This is a genomic window from Candidatus Zixiibacteriota bacterium, from assembly GCA_034003725.1.
In the GTDB taxonomy this organism is placed as follows: domain Bacteria; phylum Zixibacteria; class MSB-5A5; order GN15; family FEB-12; genus WJMS01.
On record JAVEYB010000009.1, the window covers coordinates 89,777 to 109,813 of the forward strand.

Below are 20,037 nucleotides of genomic sequence, written 5' to 3' on the forward strand. Positions count from 1 at the left end.
ATGTCGACCACCCGCATCGCGGCACTTCGCAGCCGCCTCAAACAGGAAAATCTCGACGGCATGATTATCAATCACGGCGACCATGTCCGCTACCTCACCGGGTACACCGGCTCCAACGGCTTGCTGGTTGTGAATGGAAGGGAAGCGCTCTTTTTCACGGATTTTCGGTATGCCGACCAGGCTAAAAAACAGGTTACGGGAGCGAAAGTATTCGTGGCCGACAAGGGCGATCTTATTGCGAACCTTGCCAATTTCCCCGCCCTCAACAAAAAGAACGTCCGCTACGGTTTCGCCCCGGACTATTTGACGGTTGCGGCCCGCGGCCGGCTCGTGCACATACTCAACAAGTCCATCGTCGCATCGGCGCCCGATGTGCTCGCTGATCTTGGCTGGGTGAAAGAGAAGTCTGAGATCGCCTCGATTTCCCGGGCGGCGGCGATCGCCGACGAAGCGCTGGCGCGGGTGCTGGGACTGATCAAACCGGGAATCCGCGAGAGCGAACTCGCCGCCGAACTGGAGTACCAGATGATCATGCTGGGTTCGCAGAAGCCGGCGTTTGAGACGATTGTCGCGTCCGGTTTTCGCTCCGCCATGCCGCACGGGGTGGCATCGCAAAAAAAGCTCAGAAAGGGTGATTTTGTGACCTTTGACTTTGGCGCGACCGTCGACGGCTACGTGTCGGATATGACCCGGACGATCGTGGTCGGCAAAGCCAGTGCAAAGCAGAAGAAGATCTACGATATCGTGCTCCGGTCGCAGCTGGCGGGTATCAGGAAAGTCAAAGCGGGGGTGATGGCGCGCGATGTTGACGAGGCCTGTCGCAGTATTATCCGCAAAGCCGGGTATGCGAAGAATTTCGGTCACGGGACCGGCCACGGGATTGGATTCTACATTCACACGGGCCCGCGCGTGGCTGCGCCGTCCGAAGATAAGTTGCAGGTTAACAACGTGATAACCATCGAGCCCGGGATCTACATTTCCGGCTGGGGAGGCGTGCGAATCGAAGACGACGTGGTTGTGACAAGGACCGGCTGCCGGGTGCTCAATACGGCCGAAAAAAAACTATTGGAACTCTAAACTGGCCCCGGTTATACTATACAACAGCCTTTCAATAGATGCCGGACAGGAGTGTCGACCGGGATGTCGGTCGGTGGGGAGCGGCTTTGCGCACAAAGGATTGAAAATGAACGAAAGTTACATCAGAAAACTTATACGACTGGTCGAGGAATCCGAGATTGAGTCGCTGGAAGTTTCCAGCTGGGGCCGCAAGGTACGAATCACGCAGCGCCTGCATGCGGGTTCAAACGGCCACGGCGCGGCTCCGGTGATGATGCACCAGGCTCCCGCCCCGGCGCCCGCGGCTCATGCGCCCGCCCCGGCTCCGTCGCCCGCAGCGCCCCCGGCTCCCGCCGCCGACACGTCCGCCGACGACAAGCTGGTCGCGATCAAATCGCCGATGGTCGGGACATTCTATGCCGCACCGGCCCCCGATGCCGACCCGTATGTGTCGGTCAACGAGAAGATCGCGGTCGGGCAGGTGGTGTGTATTGTCGAGGCGATGAAACTGATGAACGAAATCGAATCCGAGGTTTCGGGGCGGGTTGTCAGAATCATGGCGGAAAACGCCAAGCCGGTCGAATTCGGCCAGACCTTGTTCCTGGTCGATCCCAACGGCTGATTTTCGCAGGGCAGGCTCAAGGAATGCAGACCGGCCGGAGTGTTCTCGCTCCGGCCGGTTGTTTTTTTGGGAAGGGCGCGTGTGCATGAGTCAAACGATCAGACCGAATCTTCTTGACACACACGACTCTCAATCGTCTATTAGTGTGTAACCATTCAAGCGATCCTCAGCTTGCAACCCTGTTGCGAATCGCTTCAGGGGGGAGTAGGGGAGAAAGGGGGAGCAGTGTATCGCTCCATTGCAGTTCTATGTGCCTATGTTATTGCCACTCTTTGCCTATTTGGGCAGGCAGTTGAGTGCAAGACGAACTCGTATGTACAGTTTCCGGCGGGACCAGACAGCGAGTTTCAAACCAACCTGCAGACAATATCTGACTACGGAGGACGAGTTGTCCATGCTTTTCCGCCGCAACAGTTTTATTGAGAATTCAACTTGCAGCAGTTCCGGAAGTTCAAGGCCGAGCACGACGTAGTCGCCCGACAGATAGATGAAGACAACGGCGGTTTGGTTCGAAACATGTCTGTCGACGCGTCGCTCTGGGAGAGAATCTGGCACCAGATTGCCGACGGACCAGGCGAACGTGAGGAGATCCGCGAAGATGACTCCCTGGTCAGCAATTTCTGTGGTTTCGAGCACATCGAGATTCCTTCCGCCAAGTTGGATGAAGACGTCACCAATCTATTCATCCCACGTTCAGAGATGTTCACCGCGGAGTTTCTCGTGGGACGCACTGCGGTCTGTTTGTCTCTAATTGAGAGCAACAATCTCTCCGAGAATTGGACGGTCGAGCAAGTGGATAGTGCGCTTACCCTATCGGTGGCCGGATTTGAGACGCTCCACAAGCATGCACGATGGTCCGGAGTGGATGTCTCTTGGGTTTATGAGATTCACAGATCAGTGCCAACATCAATGTCTGCGCCGCTTTCCGCGGGGACGGTCCCGACTCCGGACTACTTGCTTCTGCGTTGGGATTTTGCGTGGATGGATGATGCCATGGACTACTTGGGACAGGGCTCGGGATGGAGCGCTCAGTTTCGCAATGCGAATCGCGTTCGTCGAGAGTATACCACTGATTGGGGTTGTAATCTCTACATTCTTCGGGATGAGCATGGCGTAGGCTTCGAGGGAAACGAGAATCCGCGTGGATACAGCAAGTCTTTTTCTGAGCTAAGCATAGGTGAACTAGCGCGGGCGCCGTTTGCCGTTGTGCGTTTTGTTCCTGCCGGTACTCGATACTTGGACGCAGTTGTCGCTCATGAAGTAGCACATGTATTCGGAGCGGCGGATGAGTATTCGCCCAGCGACGGCTGCAAAGACGGGAATTCCTGCGACGACTTGTATGGGTTCCTGCAGCATCCGAACTCCAACTGCGTCAAATGCGTTGACCTCCCGCAAAACTGTATGATGGTGACCTCGGTCCCATGGGGCTCGTTCTGCACCCACACAAAGAAGCATCTGGGTTGGACAGATCATGACGGCGACGGACAGCCTCAGGCTATCGACAATCACGGTAGCCTGTGGGCAACGCTTCATCAGGTAGTGCCCGGTGATCTGGTGCGTATCTACACCGTTTCTGGAGGCTTCGTTCGCGGCATTTCCGTAACAGCCAACAAAATGGACACACACCCCACAGGAAACACTACATTGTGGGATTGCCTTAACTATGAGAGTCAGCAGGTCGCGCCTGGTGCTTACTACTATGTCATCAATGACGGCGAGCCGAGGATATTCGGGACATTCGCTGCCGATCCAAGTTGGCGCCCTGACGGCGGACTGGGGCCGCTTGTTACATACTCTTTCTCAACATTCGCATGTGGTGATGTGACAGGGGATGGTGTTGCCGACCCTTCGGATGTGATGCGATTTGTCAACTATCTCTTTTACGGTGATGATCCGGTCGAGCCGTTGATTGCTGCTGATGTCAACTGCGATGGATATACCGATCTATCAGATCTGGTAGCACTTGTCAATTACATGATGGAGGGATATCCTCTAATGTGTTGTTGGTAGTGGATCCTCTTAGGGGATCTTCTAACCTCGGTCTATAAGTGATGACTCGGATGCTGTGAATCTGGATTTGTGGGGAACGAGGTCTGAGGAACACGACATTGCGTCCTGATGCATGGGAAGGAGAGATATGTTTTCGAAGTGGAAGTTGAGCTGTCTGTTGCTAATCGGCATTGTCGTTGCTCTTGATTGCGGTTGTCAGGAACAGAATCGTGACTACTCAACTACGGTGAGAGGAACCGTTACAGACTCGATCTCCGGTCTTCCTCTAACCGGTGCTGAAATATACCTGAACGACACGACTCCCGACGAACCGTGGTATGTCACCGATTCCACCGGAGCCTACAGCGTATGGAGCTGGGGTGTCGCAGAGTGGACGGTTTACTGCCTTGTCGAGGGCTATCAGACCAAGAGCCGTTATGTACGGAGTGAGCACAATGTCGAAGGGGTTGATTTCGAGATGGCGCCGGAGTGACATCAGAGTGAGCCTATAGGTCAGGTCCCGTCCGGTGCTTACTATGTCATCAATGACGGCGAGCCGAGGACATTCGGGACATTTGCCGCCGATCCAGGTTGGCGCCCTGACGGCGGACTGGGGCCGCTTGTTACATACTCTTTCTCAACATTCGCATGTGGTGATGTGACAGGGGATGGTGTTGCCGACCTTTCAGATGTGATGCGATATGCCAACTGTCTCTTTTACGGAGTTGATCCGGTCGAGCCGTTGATTGCTGCTGATGTCAACTGCGATGGATATACCGATCTATCAGATCTGGTACCACTTGTCAATTACATGATGGAGGGATATCCTTTAATGTGCTGTTGGTGATCTACCGGCAAAGATCTCAAACCACCAACCTAAGGGTTGTACAGAAGATCAGCATAGTACCTCAAAACGCTTCTGCCTCGTGATGCCGACTTCGCACAGGTGTGTGAGATTGCCGAGGTATGGTGTTACGCCGTGACATTGCAGAGAGACGGGAGATTAGATGTGTTTAAGTTGAAGACAGTCTTGCTTACTGTTGCGACCTGCCTGGCATTGCAGGGAGGGTATGGCTGTAACGAGACCGATTCCGACTGGCTAACAACCGTGCGGGGCACGGTTACTGACTCTGTGACCGGCCTGCCCCTTGCGAACGCAGAAATCTATCTTGACGACACCACCACCATTGAGCCGTGGTACATAACCGACTCGACCGGTCGCTATGGCGTTGCCGATTTCGGCGACGCACGCTGGACGGTTTACTGCCTTGTCGAGGGCTATCAGACCAAGAGCCGTTATGTACGGAGCGAGCACAATGTCGAAGGGGTTGATTTCGAGATGGCGCCGGAGTGACATCAGAGTGAGCCTGTAGGTCAGGTCCCGCCCGGTACCGTTCGGTTCGCAGAGGCGTCCAGCATAGGCACCGTCACGTTCAATTCGATCCGGCTTGTCGAGGACCTGATCTCTGTCTAGGCCATGCTTCACGCAGGTCCTTGTCAGGTACGCCCGCCATCAGAGACGCATCTCTGATTCGATTTAGCGACAACCGCCACGCCCGTGGCCGGGACCTGCGCTACGGCCATTCACATCCCCGCCCATCCCCCCTTAATGTTTCCCCCAAATCAGCCGATTTAAGAGGTATAGAAATCTATCCAACAGCCGAGGCTGAAAGGGAAGTCCATGACTCTCAAACAGATGCTGGTTGAGATGCTCAACCGGAAAGCTTCCGACTTACACGTACGGGTGGGCATCCGCCCCAACCTTCGCGTCAACGGCCGGCTCGAGCAGATTGCCACCGACCCGTTGACGATCGACGCGATGGAGCAGATAGTCGCGCAGATTCTCAACGAGAAACAGCGCGAACGATTCGACCGAAAAAACGAGATGGACCTTGCCCTCTCAGTCGCCAAGCTCGGGCGATTCCGTATCAATCTGTTCCGGCAGCGCGGCACCACCGGTATCGCGGTGCGCGCCGTCAATACGCAGGTGCCGAGCTTCAACGACCTCAATCTCCCGCCGGTCGTCAAGGATATCGCCAGTTTGTACCGCGGTCTTGTGGTTGTCACCGGAACCACCGGTTCAGGAAAATCGACGACCCTGGCGGCGATTATCGAAGAAATGAACGCCAACCGGCCGCTGAATATCATCACGGTCGAAGACCCGATCGAGTACATCTATCGTGATAAGAAGTCCGTTATCGCTCAGCGCGAGGTGGGCGGCGACACCGAGTCGTTTGCATCGGCCCTTCGCCATGCCTTCCGTCAGGACCCCGACGTTATCCTGATCGGTGAGGTTCGCGATCTCGAGACGATGTCGATCGCACTGACCGCCGCCGATACCGGTCATCTCGTGCTCACGACGCTGCACACCCTGAACGTGGTGGAGACGATTACCCGTATCGTGTCGTTTTTCCCGCCTCACCAGCACCAGCAGATTCGGCTGCTGCTCGCCGGTACGCTCAAGACCATTTTGTGCCAGCGCCTGATTCCGCGTTCCGACATGCCGGGCCGCGTGCCCGCGATCGAGGCGATGGTATCGACCGGCGCCATGCGCGAGTGTCTGCTCGATCCGGCCAAAACCAACGAGATTCCCGATTTGATCGCCGACGGTCATGTCCAGTACGGAATGCAGACGTTCGATCAGTCGATCATGAAGCTCTACAAGCAGGGGATGATATCGTTCGAGGAGGCGATGGCCAACGCCACCAACCCGGACGACTTCGATCTGCGTCTCAAGGGTATCACCGGCGCGGCCGACCGCTGGGGTGAAACCGGCAACAAGTCCAAAGACGAGGAACACGACGACGATTCCTCCCGCCCGGACTGGGGGCCCGCCCCGATGCGCGATATGCCCGGATTCAACAAGTTCTGACATGTCCTTTCTCTACGTTCGATCAGCCCCCGGGCCCGGTAGCCGGCCCGGGGGCTTTTCTATATTGAACGGCTACCTAGGGTGAATCGGTGTCGACAGCTGAGATACTTTCTGATTGAGAGTCCTTCGTTGAGAGCTTCTTGGAAGGGCAACTGGGCGGAGGCGGTCCACCGCTGAACAAGTAGTTCGAAAGGTAAGTGAGATCAGAGAGATCCGGTAGCACTTGAAAAACACTGCCATTGACATTTGCCTCGGTGTAGCAGGGGAGTGGCGCGCCACTGCCCATGACGAAGTCAATCAATAGCAGCAGATCACTGAGGTCTACTTGCTCGTTGGCATCGCCGTTGACATTTCCACGTACCCCCGCACAACACGTGTCATCGGTCTCCACCACGAACACTGCGCTCTCGGTCCAGGGTGTTCGGGCAAGTCCCTTGTACGCACACAATCGCCAGTAGTACTGCGGCCAGGGGTAGCTTGACAACGGGGAGCCGTTTGGAGTTGTGTAAGTTGTGTCTGTAATGGCGCTGGCCATAGGATAACTGTCGGTGGTATCAAGGAACTGTGCCCACGTGATGTTGAAGGAATCCGCGTCGCCCGTATCCTGCCACACAAACGTAACAAAAGGTGAATACAGGGTGTCGGACGACAGAGGATAGGCCAGAATAGGCATCGGTGGACTGGGCGGAAGGATTCCCCACCAAATGCTGTCGGCGAGATAGCCGTCTCCTCCCGAAGGCAAGTTCGGTGGATGGCCTACTCCATCTCCGTTGTCGTCCAATCTGGTCCTTGAGTAACTCCCCGGAGTTGCGTTAAAGGCATCTGCAAACGCGACGACGCGCGAGCCGGATGAGTCGATCACGCTGTCCATGTCCCAGCAACCGGTCATCTTCTCATCGAAGTTGCCAAGGTTGTTGTAGCCCAGCCCTCCTTCAATCGTGTGGGTAGCTATGACAACGTTCTCTCTAGATAGATCGTTTATGAACCCACCGCCGAAGCAGGGGCGCATCACGAAAGTCGCTCGCCGGTAGGACAAGGAATCAAGAAAATCTGCGATGGCATCGTCGGTGCACGCTCTAGTCTTTTCATCGACTCCGATGGAATCAAGGTAGTCACCGTCTTTGTTGGCGTCGTATCTGTCCAATATGCCGTCGCGGTCGAAGTCTGTGCCGTGCACCGCGGGACTCTCCACATCGTCGCATTGGATGCAGACATCGAGTGTGGAGTCAAACCCGGAGTCAAACCAGATAGTGAACCCGTAGTTGGAATCGCCGTGATTCCGATCACCCCGCAGGGACCACAACGTGTCCCAGTCATCCTCGTCGAAGACGTATTTGTTGTTCAAGGTGTCGATCGGCCAGTTTCCGTCGTCATCCCAGTCCCAATTCTCGCCTTCGTCCAGCCAAAGGTCTCCGTCCGTATCGCCTCTCAGGCCCTGGGCGATGAACTCAGCATAAATGTCTGTATCTGAGACTTTCTCGGAATTGTAGAATGCCATTGAATCAAAGGTCGCAACCCACAGGCCGCGAAAAAGAGTACCGTTTTGCCAGGATATCACCGTGTCGTACAGCCCATGGCTTTGGAAGATGGGAGCATAGTCTCGGATCTTGACCAATTTGAATTCGCTCTCCAGTTGGAAGCGATCCGGATCGACCTCGTCCGAAAAGATACGTCCTCCTCCCGACTCATACGGAAGGCCGTTGCCGCAACACTGATGCACAACGCAACTGGAATCCCAGTAACCCACACCGTGACCTTCGAAAATCACGTGGAGTATGTCAGTGCTGTCCATATTAAGCAGGAGGTAGTTGAATGCGGAGTCGAGGCCCGGACCACCGAATCTGTGGTCTATTATAACCGTGTCTTCGAGACGGGCGGTGAAGAACTCGTCAAACGGGAGATCGGCATCTCCAGCAACAACCACCATGTGGTCAGCGTCGTATCCAAAGGTGTCGCAGATAGATGTGTATTCCTCGCACACCCTCCACCAGAAGTCCTCACGTCCCGGATCGTCATCGGCCACAAGAAGGAAGTAGGTCTCGGAAGTGTCGGACTTGTTCGCAGAGGGGCCTCTGAGTCGGCGTTCTCGCAGACCGTCAAACGACGGGGTCGTGAGAATTGTTGACTCTATGTCATTCACACCTTTGCCGGCAAGGACTTCGACAGAGATCAAAGACGAACTGGTGAAGCCGTAGACATCGTACACCGTGAATCGGGCAAGGTACTTCCCCGGTACTGCGTACTGGTGTACGACATGCAGCGGCATCTCGTTCGATACCCAGTCAAGCTGTCCGTCCCCGTCGAAATCAAATGATGCCATCGCAATGGGATTGGACCGGGCATATGCGGCCACTGGAAAGGCAACATTTTGCCCGGCGTAGGTGGTGACACGATAGCAAAGGTCTGCGACTGGAGAAATCACGGACTCGCTGTCAAGCAACTGAGCCGTCGGCGACGCCCGCAGCTGTCTCCGAATGTCGCCCTCACTTCTAAATTCGCCAGTCAAATCATTGGCAGCTAGTGCAGTACAGGCGGCCATCAGAGCAAGCGCCAGCATGGTTCTTAGAAACAATGGGAATCGCATGGTTCCCTCCCCAGTGAAGAAGTTTGTGTGTGAAGCGGGCGTACATAATAACGTGGATTGCGGACACCATGTCAAGCCAAATTCTGCTGTAGTGCAGATGGCGTTTTCTGGGCCAAGTCCTCGCGTTGGTGAGGCCAGGGAATCGAAAATCGTCTGGATCGATCCATGACTTCATGTTATCTTCGCCCGCATGAGCAGGCTCCTTGCGATACCCCATATACGCGAACTCGACTTCAATCTCTCCGCCAGGCAGGCCTTCTCTGCGTTGCGTGAGAGACAGATGCCTTTCTGGCTCGACAGCGCCATGCCCCACCGGGAATTCGGGCAATGGTCGTATCTCGGGTGTGATCCTTTTTTGACCCTTACCGTAAGGGACGGCGTCACCCGTGTCACGGGGGCGATGGCGTTCGAATCATCGGGCGAGAACCCGTTTGAAATCATCCGCTCACTCTTGAATCGCTATCGTCAAGACCCCCGTCAGGCAATGTGCCCGTTCGCCGGCGGGGCGGTAGGTTACCTGGGTTACGACATGGGCAGATACCTCGAGCGGCTGCCCTCCCTGGCGGTCGACGACCTTGGCGTTCCCGATTGCGTGTTCGGATTCTACGACACGATTGTGGCGTTTGATCACCAGTCCGAGACGGCGTGGATCGTGTCGACGGGGTTTCCGGAGACCGACAGTGCGCGAAGAGAGCGGCGGGCCAAAGATCGCACAGGGTGGATGCTGTCTTTGCTCCGTGAGGCAGTGCGGCGAGTTTCCACCGGTCAGGTGTCGTCCGCCAAAGGCGGACCAACGCCTGACGGAACATTCAACGCCACGCACGGCAATTGTCACGATTCGCTGCCAAACTCGTTCTGTCAGGTGCTGGAGGGTCAAAGGCGCTCTACACCTGACGGTCCCCAATACCCAAACGCCAACTTCACGCCCGAGCAGTACACGGCCGCAGTCGAGCGGATTCGCCGGTACATTATCGCCGGCGACGTATTTGAGGTTAACCTGTCCCAGCGTTTCTCGGTGCCGGTACATCAGCCGGCCCCGGAACTGTATTATCGCCTTCGCGACGTCAACCCCGCTCCGTTCGCGTGCTATCTCGGCTGCGGGGAATTTGCAGTCGTCAGTTCATCACCCGAACGTTTCCTTTTGAGGCGCGGCAGTCTTCTGGAGTCGCGTCCGATCAAGGGTACGCGCCGACGCGGTCGCACTGCCGATGAAGACGCCGCCCTCGCGCGCGAATTGCTCACGAGTGAAAAGGACCGGGCGGAAAACATCATGATCGTCGATCTCGTCCGCAACGATCTCGGCCGCGTCTGCGAGTACGGCTCAGTCGAGGTGACCGGCCTTACCGAACTCGAGCGATTTTCGAGCGTGCATCACCTGACTTCGACCGTGCGCGGACGACTCCGTCCAACCTGCGACACGATCGACGCCGTCACGGCGCTGTTTCCCGGCGGGTCGATTACCGGCGCGCCGAAGATCCGTGCGATGGAGATCATCGACGAACTCGAGCCGACCCGTCGCGGCGTCTACACCGGCTCGATCGGTTGGCTCGGCTTCAACGGGGACTGCGACCTGAATATCGCGATCCGCACGATGGTCGTGAAAGACGGAGTCGCACACTACCAGGCGGGCGGGGCGGTCGTGTTCGACTCCGATCCGGAACAGGAATATATCGAGACGCTTCATAAGGTCAGGGCGCTGACCGACGTATTCCGAGCGCCGGCTGCCGGGGTGCGCTGAGATGGTGCTGATAATCGACAACTACGATTCGTTCGTTTACAATCTCGCCCAGTATGTCGGCGAGCGGGGGTACGATCCGGTCGTCGTTCGAAACGATGGCATCACAATCGACAAAATCGGGTCGCTGAGACCGTCGCACATTATCGTCTCTCCGGGACCGAAAACACCGCGTGAGGCGGGAGTCTCCAACAGACTGATTCAGACCTTCGCCGGCAGAATCCCGATTCTCGGAGTCTGTCTCGGGCACCAGTGTATCGGCGACGTGTTCGGAGGCCGGATTGTCGGCGCGGGGCTGCCCATGCACGGCAAACGTTCGGTCGTTTGCCACGACGGTCACGGCATATTCGACGGACTGCCAAACCCGATCTCGGTCGGGCGGTATCACTCGTTGGTTATCGATCCCGGGTCACTTCCTGACTGTCTTGCGGTTACCGCCCGAACCGAGGACGGGGTAATAATGGGCGTACGGCACCGGGAGTTTGAAGTGGAAGGCGTCCAGTTTCATCCGGAATCAATACTGACCGAGCACGGGCACGCTATTGTAAGCAACTTTCTGGCGAAGACGCCGACGGTACACGCCAGCGATTCCATCGAATAATCTGCCGATTCATCGGTATTTCAGGAAACTAGAGATCGAACAGGCGGATTGACGCAACCGCACCGCGTGCGGATTCGTATGGGGTAGCAGGAGGAAGAGGTATGCTCAAGGCACTGTTCCTGATCACGATCGGGTCGATTCTTCTTCTGCTGGTGCTCGGCAGCGGCGGTGGCATTCTGGCCGGCGTCCTGGGCGCCGTGGTCGCGGTGATTGGCGGGGTTTTCGGGCTTGTAGCAGGAATACTGGCCGGGGTCCTTGGAGCCCTGCTGGGGGTATTAGGGATCGTGTTTGTCCTGTTGCTGCCGGTGATTATAGTGGCTGCCGTGATCGGCGGCATCATCAAATTTCTTATCGGCTGCTGACTACCCGTCCCGAGTACTTGCATTGCACGCTGTGTCCATCGAGTGCGTCTATCTGCCAGTTAAGGTTGGGGAACCATGCTGTACTTGTTCGTGACACTGCTCATCCTGTTGTGCTTGATCGGCATGGGGTTGGTGCTTGCGCTTGTCTGACGCCAGCCCGCCGTCCTCCGGGGTCATGTGACCGACACCGGGTCCACTGAAGGTGGTTCGACCGGGCAGTCGGCGGCTGCGAATATGTCAACCCGTTGTGCCCCAGCACGAAAAGTCCCGCCAAATTTCTCTCAACGGACTTTGCTTTTTCGCCCGTATCTGTTATCTTCGGCAGTCAGTACCGAAACGGTGTGCCTTTGCGCCGTCCGGCGCGGAGCACACACGTAACGTGAGGGAGTGTTTTTGTTTAATAAAGTTCTGATCGCCAACCGGGGAGAGATTGCGCTCCGCGTGATCCGCGCCTGCCGCGAGCTGGGCCTGAAGACAGTCGCTGTCTATTCCGAAGCCGATCGCGATGCGCTGCACGTGCGGTTTGCAGATGAGGATGTCTGTATCGGCGCGGCGCCCGCCAAGGAATCGTATCTCGATTTCAAGCGCATTATCGCCGCGGCCGAGGTCACCAATGCCGGGGCGATCCATCCGGGTTACGGGTTTCTGGCCGAAAACGCCGATTTCGCCGAGGTCTGCGAGTCATGCGGCCTCACTTTTATAGGTCCCTCACCGGACGCGATCCGTCGCATGGGCGACAAGGCGGTCGCCAAGGATACCATGCGCAAGGCCGGCGTCCCCTGCATTCCCGGATCCGAAGGCGTCGTAAAGACGTTCGACGAAGCGGCGGAGATTGCCTCGAAGGTCGGCTACCCGGTGATTCTGAAAGCCGTCGCCGGCGGCGGTGGCAAGGGTATGCGCGTGTGTCGGGACAAGGCCGAACTCGAGCGCGGTTTTCACCTCGCATCGACCGAAGCCGGCAACGCCTTCTCCAACCCGGATCTCTATCTCGAGAAAGTGATCGTCAATCCGCATCACGTGGAAATACAGCTTCTGTGCGATACGCACGGCAATCGCTACCATTTTGGAGAGCGCGACTGCTCTATCCAGCGCCGCCACCAGAAACTGATCGAAGAGACGCCGTCGCCGATCATGACCCCGGAACTTCGCCGGCGCATGGGCGAAGCCGCCATCAGAGGCGCCTCCGAGGTTGACTATCGCGGCGTGGGGACGATCGAATTTCTTGTCGACGGCAATCTCGATTTCTACTTCATGGAGATGAACACCCGAATCCAGGTGGAACATCCCATCACCGAAGAGGCGTACGAGATTGACCTGATCAAGGACCAGATTCGTGTCGCCCTGGGCGACGAGATCATCTACGACCAGGCCAGGATCGCCCCGAAGTGGGCGGCGATGGAATGCCGCATCAACGCGGAAGACGTGGAGAAGGATTTCCGCCCGACCCCGGGCATGATCACCGCGATTCACACGCCGGGCGGTCCCGGTGTGCGTATCGACAAAGCGGTGTACGCGGGGTACACCATCCCGCCGTACTACGATTCCATGATCGCCAAGCTGATCGTCCGCGCGCGGACCCGCGAGGAGGCCATCCAGAAGATGTGGCACTGTCTCGATGAGTTCATCATCGAGGGCATTCCCACGACTATCGCGTTCCACCAGCAGGTGCTGATGCACCCCGACTTCATGGCGGGGAAGTACGATACCGGCTTTCTCGATCGGAATTTCAAAAAGGAGGGCGCCGGACCCGAAAAAAAATCGGTAACCCTCAACCGCAGCGGCGAACCGGCTTCGGAAGAGGGGCAAGAGGAACCGGCGATCGTCGCCGCAAGTGAAACAGCAACTGAAACGGCCAACAAGATAGAAGACTGAGCAGGCAGGGAGGTGTACGGTGAACGTACCCAATGATCTGAGATACACCAGGGAACACGAGTGGGTGAAGGTCGACGGCAACGTGGCGACGGTCGGGATCACCGACTGGGCGCAGGGCGAACTGGGCGATATCGTTTTTGTCGAACTTCCCGATATCGGCGCCGAGGTGGCGCAGATGCAGGCATTCGGAACGATCGAGGCCGTCAAGGCGGTCTCCGAACTCTTTGCCCCTCTCAGCGGCAAGGTGGTCGAAGTCAACTCGGCGCTGGACGACGATCCCATGGTGATCAATCGCGATCCGTACGGCGACGGCTGGATGATCAAAGTCGAGTTGACCGACGCCGGACAGCTCGAACAATTGCTCGATGCCGGCAGTTATAAGGACATCATAAGCTAACCGACGCCGCGCGACCGGGCGTCACTGCGCAGAGAAAGTACACGCCAACATGCATTACATTCCGAATACCGATGACGACCGCCGCCGCATGTTAGACACGATCGGCGTCGGAAGTTTCGACGACGTCATCAGTGAGATTCCCGATGCGCTCAGGCTGAAGCGACCGCTTGACATTCCGCGCCTGTCGGAAGTCGAGCTGCTCGCTGAGATCGAGGAGCTGTCGCACCGGGATCGCGAGGAAACGCTGTGTTTCGCGGGAGGCGGAGTCTACGATCATTTTATCCCGGCGGCGGTCGGCACGATCGTGTCCCGCCCCGAGTTCATGACCGCCTATACCCCGTACCAGGCCGAAGTCGCCCAGGGGACTCTCCAGGTCATTTACGAGTTCCAGACGCACGTATGCCGGTTGACCGGAATGGACGTCGCAAACGCGTCGATGTATGACGGGGCGACGGCGGCCGCCGAGGCCATGCTGATCGCATCGAGCGTCACGAAGCGGGCTAAGATCGTCGTATCCGAGACGGTTAACCCTCTGTACCGGCAGGTCATCGACACCTACCTCCGCGCACGCGGAGTCGAAATCGTGACCGTGCCGCGCGCCGGCGGGCTGACGGATCTGAACAAACTCGAAGATTCGGTCGACGAGGCCACCGCGTGCGTGCTGGTGGGCCAGCCGAACTTTTTCGGCCTGCTCGAAGACATCGAGCCGATTGAACGGATGATCCACAAAGTGGGCGGCAAGCTGGTGATGGCAATCGATCCGATTTCGCAGGCCATCCTCAAGACGCCCGGCGAGTGGGGCGCCGATGTCGTGGTCGGCGAGGGGCAGCCGCTCGGCGTGTCGCTGTCGTACGGTGGGCCGCTTCTGGGGCTGTTCGCGGCAAAGAAGGATCTCGTCCGCAGCATGCCGGGACGAATCGTCGCACGCACGACTGATGTCGACGGCAAACCGGGTTTCGTGCTGACGCTGCAGACCCGCGAACAGCACATCCGGCGCGAAAAGGCTACGTCGAACATCTGCACCAACCAGGCGTTGTGCGCGACATCGGCCGCGGTCTACTGCAGCCTGATGGGGCGCGAGGGAATCAAGCAGGTCGCGCTGTTGTCGGCGGAACGCGCGCAACAGGCCGCCCGGCAGATTGCCGCGCTGGAGGGCTGTGAATTGCAGTCCGACGCCCCCTTCGTCCGCGAATTCCCGGTCCGCACCTCTCGACCCGCGCGCGAGATTATCGCCGCCATGGCCGAACGAGGGATCCTGCCCGGTATCGACGCCGGGCGGTGGTACGCCGGGATGGACAATGTCCTGCTGGTGGCGTTGACCGAGAAGCGCACGCCGGCCCACATGACCCGTCTGGTCGACGGGCTGAAGGAGATGTGTTCGAGTGGAGTTCTGTCGCACCTGTCATAATTACTGGGACGAGGGCGTCAGTTCCTGCCCGATCTGCGGAGACGACATGGATGCCGATCACGAGGTGACGTGGGTGTTGCTGGGGACGATCGACGACAAGCTGTCGGCCGATTTCGCCCGTGAAACGCTCGCCACGTACAACATTCCGGCGGTCGTGATCTCCAAGTCGGGATTCTTCGGCAATATCGGGCTGCCGCTCAATCCGTTTTACAACGCCAACGCCAGCCACACCTTCGAGGTGTCGGTGCCGTCGGAGTTCTCCGACGACGCCGCCCATATCCTCGACATGGTGGTCGGGCAGAAGTGGCGACGGAAAGAGCGCTGAGAGTTTGCGTGATTGAAAGTGTAACGAGCCCGAGATACATACGGTAAGCGCACCCCGAACGGGGAAGGAGTAAACGTATGAAACGAATCGCACTCACCGCGGTGCTGGCGATACTGGGCCTGCTGGCGGTCGGCGGCGCGTCCGCTCATACCGAACAGCCGCAGGCTGCGTCACCGCAGAAGGAAATGGCGCCTTTCTTCCGGGAATTCGATAAGGGCCTCGAGGCCGCTGTCGCCAAAGGACAGCATGTGTTCGTCGATTTCTATACCGATTGGTGAAAGTACTGCAAGATGCTGGACACGGTCGTGTTCGTCGATTCTTCCGTCAAAGAGTATTTCACCAACGAGATGGTACTGGTAAAAGTCAACGCCGAGAAAGACACCCTGCTTGCACGGCGATTCCACGTGTCGGGATATCCGACCGCGGTTCTCGTGACCAACACGGGCGAAGAGGTCGACCGCATTGTCGGATACGCCCCGCCGGACGAGTACCTCAAGACGATCAAGGACTACCGCAACGGTATCGGGACGCTCGATGATCTGCTGACGCAGGCGGGCGCCGGTCCGGATCGCGAGTTGTTCTACAAAGTCGCCGACAAATACAAATACCGGGGCGGTGATTCCGCCGCGATCGCCTGGTATACGAAAGTTGTGGAGGCCGGAGAGCCGACCGACTCTCTTTCGGGCGAAGCCCGCATGGCTCTCGCGGATATGCACCGTCGCGCGAAAGAATATGACAAGTCCCTGGCGACCTTCGCGGCCATCAAGAATGATTTTGGTACCGGTAGGTTCGCGGAAGCCGCGGGTATCTGGACCGCCATCGTCTATCGCGCCATGGGCGATACGACCGCCGCGATAAATGCCTTTGAAGCGTTTATATCGTCGTATCCCGAATCCGAAGATGTCGGCTATGCCAAGGCACAGGTCGAAAAACTGAAGAACCCGCCGCCGCCGAAAACCGACGGCAGCAAATAGGCGGGGCTCAGGATCGTAAGCAACCCGAAAGGACACGCGTGAGTTCTGTGGAATCGAAGCTGTTGATCTACGAGAAGTCGGCCCCGGGCCGTCGCGGTTACTCATTACCCGAAACCGAGCGCCCCGCCGGTGACATCATGGCCGCCATTCCGGAGAAATTCCGCCGCACGGCCGATGCCATGCTTCCGGAGGCGTCCGAGGGTGAGGTGATGAGGCATTTCGTGGGCCTGTCGGTGAAGAACCACCATATCGACAAGGGCTTTTATCCGCTCGGATCGTGCACCATGAAGTACAATCCGAAGGCGAACGAAGTCGCCGCGTCGCTGCCGGGATTTCGCTCCCTGCACCCGCTGGCGCCGGATGATTCCGTCCAGGGAATTCTTCAAGTCATGTACGATCTGAAGTCGTACCTCAAGGAAGTGTCGGGGTTCGCGGCGCTGTCGCTGCAGCCGGTCGCGGGCGCGCACGGCGAGTTCGCCGGCCTTTTGGTTATGCAGGCGTACCACCGCAAGAACGGCCAGATGCAGCGGACGAAGATCATCATCCCGGACTCCGCCCACGGTACGAACCCGGCCTCGGTAGCCGCGCTCGGCTGGAGCACGGTTCAGATCAAGTCGAATGAAAACGGCGTGATCACGCCGGAGGCGGTCGCGGCCGTGATGGATGACACCGTGGCGGGCATGATGACCACCAATCCGAACACGCTGGGGTTGTTCGAAAAGTATTGCAAGGAGATCGCCGACGTTGTGCACGCGGGGGGCGGCCTGATGTATATGGACGGCGCGAACCTCAACGCCAACATGGGGATCTTTCGACCGGCCGATGTCGGGTTCGATATCATGCATTTCAACCTGCACAAGACGTTCTCCACGCCGCACGGCGGCGGCGGCCCGGGCGCCGGCGCGGTCGGGGTGACGGCCGAACTGGACAGGTTCCTGCCGTGTCCGGTGCTGCAGAAAAGCGAACAGGGTGAATACTACTTCGATTACGATCGTCCGGATTCCATCGGACGCATGCATTCGTTTTATGGCAATGTCGGCAACATGATTCGGGCGTACGCCTACATCAAGTCGCTCGGCGGAGAGGGGCTCCGGACAGCATCGGAAAACGCCGTTCTCAACGCCAACTACCTCAAGGCGCTCCTGAAGAATGATTTCGACCTGCCATACTCCGCCCACTGCATGCATGAATTCGTCATTTCCGGCAATCGCCAGAAGAAACTGGGCGTCAAGACCCTGGACATCTCCAAGCGTCTGCTGGATTTCGGCGTCCATTCGCCGACCAACTACTTCCCGCTGATCGTGCCGGAAGCCATGATGATCGAGCCGACTGAAACCGAGTCGCGTGAGACGCTGGAACAGTTTGCCGCCATTATGAAACAAATCGCCCGGGAAGCGGAGACCGATCCCGACCTGGTCAAAAACGCGCCGTACGACACCCCGGTGCGGCGTCTTGACGAAGCTGGCGCCGCCCGCACGCTGGATATCCAGTATACGGGGTAGCGCATTTCGAGCTTGCCTGATGCGGCCGATCACCCCTCTTTGGGGCGATCGGCCTTTCTTATGATTGATTGTCACGACGTCACATTTCGATATCCCGAAGCAGTTGCGGATTCGCTTCGCTCCGTCTCGTTCAGCGTTCGATCCGGCGAGTCGCTCGTCGTGATGGGCTCCAACGGCTCCGGCAAATCAACGCTTGGTTTGCTCATCGCCGGTTTGCTCACACCGACCTCCGGGGAAATCCGCCGCTTGTACGGCGCCGATAACGGCGGCTTCCCGCCCGTCGGCATGCTGTTCCAGAATCCCGACAACCAGATGGTCTCCGTGCAGGTCGACAAGGAAATTGCTTTCGCCCTGGAGAATCAGGCCGTGCCGATGAGTCGAATGGAGCCGATGGTAAACGATACGCTCAGTTCGTTTGGAATCGAGCGGCTCGCGCGGCGCCTGACTTCGGAGTTGTCCGGCGGCGAGAAACAGCGCGTGGCGCTGGCTTCGCTCATGGTCTACCGCCCGCCGATTCTCGTACTCGACGAGCCGGATTCGTATCTCGATGTTGCCGGGCGGCGCATGCTCCGACAGGAACTCGAGCGCCTGCACCGCGAACAGCCGGAGCTCATCGAGATCCGCATCACCCAGTATCCGGGAGTCGCCCGCCGTTACTCTCGCATGCTGTTGCTTCACTCCGGGAGAATCGTCGACGACGGTTCGCCGGATCACGTGTTGCGCACCTCGGGCCTCTTCGGAAATTCGTCAACGGCCGCACCCCCAACGATAGCCGACACAAAAGGCGCCGCCGATGCACGGGCTCCCGAAGCACGGCTGCTGGTGCGTGATGTCAGCTTTGCCTTTGAACGGAAGCATCCGGTACTGGACCGGGTCAGTTTTGAGATTTTTCCCGGTCATATCACAGGGGTGGTCGGTCCAACCGGCTCAGGAAAAAGCACGCTTGGCCTGCTGTTGGCCGGCGTGTTGCCCCCCGACACGGGGACTGTCGAGCTCTGCCGTGCTGATGGGACCACGGCGACCGGCGCGGCTCGTGCCGGGGTTGTGGCCGCTGTCCTGCAGCAGCCGGAGCGGCAATTCTTCCTGCCTACCTGCGCCGAGGAAATCGCCTTTGGGCCCGCGAACAAGGGCCGTATACTGGATGAAACCGAGATAGATCTACACCTCAATAGGGTTGGCCTTGCTCCCGACCGGTTTCGCGGCCGTGATCCGCTTACATTGTCGATGGGGGAAAAACGGCGTCTGGCATTCGCAGTGATTATGGCGTTGGGACCGGCTTTTATCGTTTTCGACGAACCGACGGCCGGGCTCGATCCCGATGGCGTGGAGCGCTTTATAGCTATCGCTCGCGAGTCCGCACGTCGCGGTCTTGGCGTTGTGATCATTACCCACGAGCTACCGGTCATCCGCGAACTGGTCGACCGGGTTCTGATGCTTCCGGGCGACGGCTCGGTTGAGGAACTTTCGGCCGAAGCATTTCTGGCGGATCCCGAGCGCCGGGCGGCGGTATCGAGTGCATTCGAACGTTGAGCGCACTTCCGGTCAGCTTTTTCCCTCGGGAGACTTGACAGCCGCCGGCCAACCATTATACTCCAACCGGCGCGACACCGGGACAGGCCCGGTCCAGCAGCCGCAAAACCTTTTAAGGTGATCCGGCGAGGTCACTAAGGGTTGGTCTTCATGATACACAACTCTCCCGATCAACAGACCGCGTCACACCGATTTGGTGTCGATTGCC

General features: G+C 58.1%; 18 protein-coding genes. 17 read left to right on the top strand and 1 reads right to left on the bottom strand.

The features are described 5' to 3' along the window. The 6 genes from RBT76_11155 to RBT76_11180 all read left to right on the top strand — a co-directional run bounded on the left by RBT76_11155 (position 1) and on the right by RBT76_11180 (position 6,539). Complete coding sequence (locus RBT76_11155; GenBank protein MDX9858341.1) at positions 1 to 1,077, top strand: aminopeptidase P family protein; 1,077 nt, start codon at positions 1 to 3, stop codon at positions 1,075 to 1,077. Positions 1,078 to 1,183: 106 nt separating this feature from the next. After that, complete coding sequence (accB, locus tag RBT76_11160; protein MDX9858342.1) at positions 1,184 to 1,678, top strand: acetyl-CoA carboxylase biotin carboxyl carrier protein; 495 nt, start codon at positions 1,184 to 1,186, stop codon at positions 1,676 to 1,678. 432 nt (positions 1,679 to 2,110) lie between these two features. Next, positions 2,111 to 3,688 (top strand): dockerin type I domain-containing protein, encoded by a 1,578-nt coding sequence (locus RBT76_11165; protein ID MDX9858343.1) that lies wholly within the window; start codon positions 2,111 to 2,113, stop codon positions 3,686 to 3,688. Between the two features lie 127 nt (positions 3,689 to 3,815). After that, positions 3,816 to 4,160, top strand: a complete 345-nt coding sequence (locus RBT76_11170) for a carboxypeptidase-like regulatory domain-containing protein (GenBank protein MDX9858344.1) — start codon at positions 3,816 to 3,818, stop codon at positions 4,158 to 4,160. 516 nt (positions 4,161 to 4,676) lie between these two features. Beyond that, positions 4,677 to 5,021: a carboxypeptidase regulatory-like domain-containing protein gene (locus RBT76_11175; GenBank protein MDX9858345.1), complete on the top strand. Its 345-nt coding sequence runs from the start codon at positions 4,677 to 4,679 to the stop codon at positions 5,019 to 5,021. Between the two features lie 327 nt (positions 5,022 to 5,348). Continuing rightward, entirely contained in the window at positions 5,349 to 6,539 is a 1,191-nt protein-coding gene (locus tag RBT76_11180; protein MDX9858346.1) for a PilT/PilU family type 4a pilus ATPase, read from the top strand. Between the two features lie 76 nt (positions 6,540 to 6,615). Here RBT76_11180 and RBT76_11185 read toward each other — a convergent pair whose 3' ends face one another. After that, positions 6,616 to 9,123, bottom strand: a complete 2,508-nt coding sequence (locus tag RBT76_11185; protein ID MDX9858347.1) for a PKD domain-containing protein — start codon at positions 9,121 to 9,123, stop codon at positions 6,616 to 6,618. Positions 9,124 to 9,313: 190 nt separating this feature from the next. On the opposite strand from RBT76_11185, the gene pabB reads away from it, so the two are divergent. From pabB to RBT76_11240, 11 genes are all read left to right on the top strand, one after another. Next, positions 9,314 to 10,861 carry an aminodeoxychorismate synthase component I gene (gene pabB, locus RBT76_11190; protein ID MDX9858348.1) on the top strand — a complete coding sequence of 516 codons (1,548 nt, stop codon included), beginning with the start codon at positions 9,314 to 9,316 and terminating at the stop codon, positions 10,859 to 10,861. Between the two features lies 1 nt (position 10,862). Further along, a complete protein-coding gene (locus tag RBT76_11195) occupies positions 10,863 to 11,459 on the top strand; it encodes an aminodeoxychorismate/anthranilate synthase component II (protein ID MDX9858349.1) in 597 nt (198 codons plus the stop codon). Between the two features lie 101 nt (positions 11,460 to 11,560). Then, positions 11,561 to 11,821 carry a GlsB/YeaQ/YmgE family stress response membrane protein gene (locus RBT76_11200; GenBank protein MDX9858350.1) on the top strand — a complete coding sequence of 87 codons (261 nt, stop codon included), beginning with the start codon at positions 11,561 to 11,563 and terminating at the stop codon, positions 11,819 to 11,821. Positions 11,822 to 12,214: 393 nt separating this feature from the next. After that, positions 12,215 to 13,693, top strand: coding sequence for an acetyl-CoA carboxylase biotin carboxylase subunit (gene accC, locus RBT76_11205; GenBank protein ID MDX9858351.1), 1,479 nt, complete (start codon positions 12,215 to 12,217; stop codon positions 13,691 to 13,693). A gap of 19 nt (positions 13,694 to 13,712) precedes the next feature. Continuing rightward, a complete protein-coding gene (gcvH, locus tag RBT76_11210; protein MDX9858352.1) occupies positions 13,713 to 14,090 on the top strand; it encodes a glycine cleavage system protein GcvH in 378 nt (125 codons plus the stop codon). A gap of 49 nt (positions 14,091 to 14,139) precedes the next feature. Beyond that, a complete protein-coding gene (gene gcvPA / locus RBT76_11215; GenBank protein ID MDX9858353.1) occupies positions 14,140 to 15,498 on the top strand; it encodes an aminomethyl-transferring glycine dehydrogenase subunit GcvPA in 1,359 nt (452 codons plus the stop codon). Further along, on the top strand, positions 15,473 to 15,823 hold the full coding sequence (locus RBT76_11220; protein MDX9858354.1) for a hypothetical protein: 351 nt from the start codon (positions 15,473 to 15,475) through the stop codon (positions 15,821 to 15,823). The genes gcvPA and RBT76_11220 overlap by 26 nt, the downstream gene beginning before the upstream one ends. 77 nt (positions 15,824 to 15,900) lie before the next feature. Next, on the top strand, positions 15,901 to 16,101 hold the full coding sequence (locus RBT76_11225; protein ID MDX9858355.1) for a hypothetical protein: 201 nt from the start codon (positions 15,901 to 15,903) through the stop codon (positions 16,099 to 16,101). 12 nt (positions 16,102 to 16,113) lie between these two features. After that, on the top strand, positions 16,114 to 16,797 hold the full coding sequence (locus RBT76_11230; GenBank protein ID MDX9858356.1) for a tetratricopeptide repeat protein: 684 nt from the start codon (positions 16,114 to 16,116) through the stop codon (positions 16,795 to 16,797). A gap of 38 nt (positions 16,798 to 16,835) precedes the next feature. Continuing rightward, positions 16,836 to 18,299 (top strand): aminomethyl-transferring glycine dehydrogenase subunit GcvPB, encoded by a 1,464-nt coding sequence (gene gcvPB, locus RBT76_11235; protein ID MDX9858357.1) that lies wholly within the window; start codon positions 16,836 to 16,838, stop codon positions 18,297 to 18,299. A 60-nt stretch (positions 18,300 to 18,359) separates the two neighbouring features. Then, a complete protein-coding gene (locus RBT76_11240) occupies positions 18,360 to 19,829 on the top strand; it encodes an ATP-binding cassette domain-containing protein (protein ID MDX9858358.1) in 1,470 nt (489 codons plus the stop codon). Positions 19,830 to 20,037: the final 208 nt, after the last annotated feature.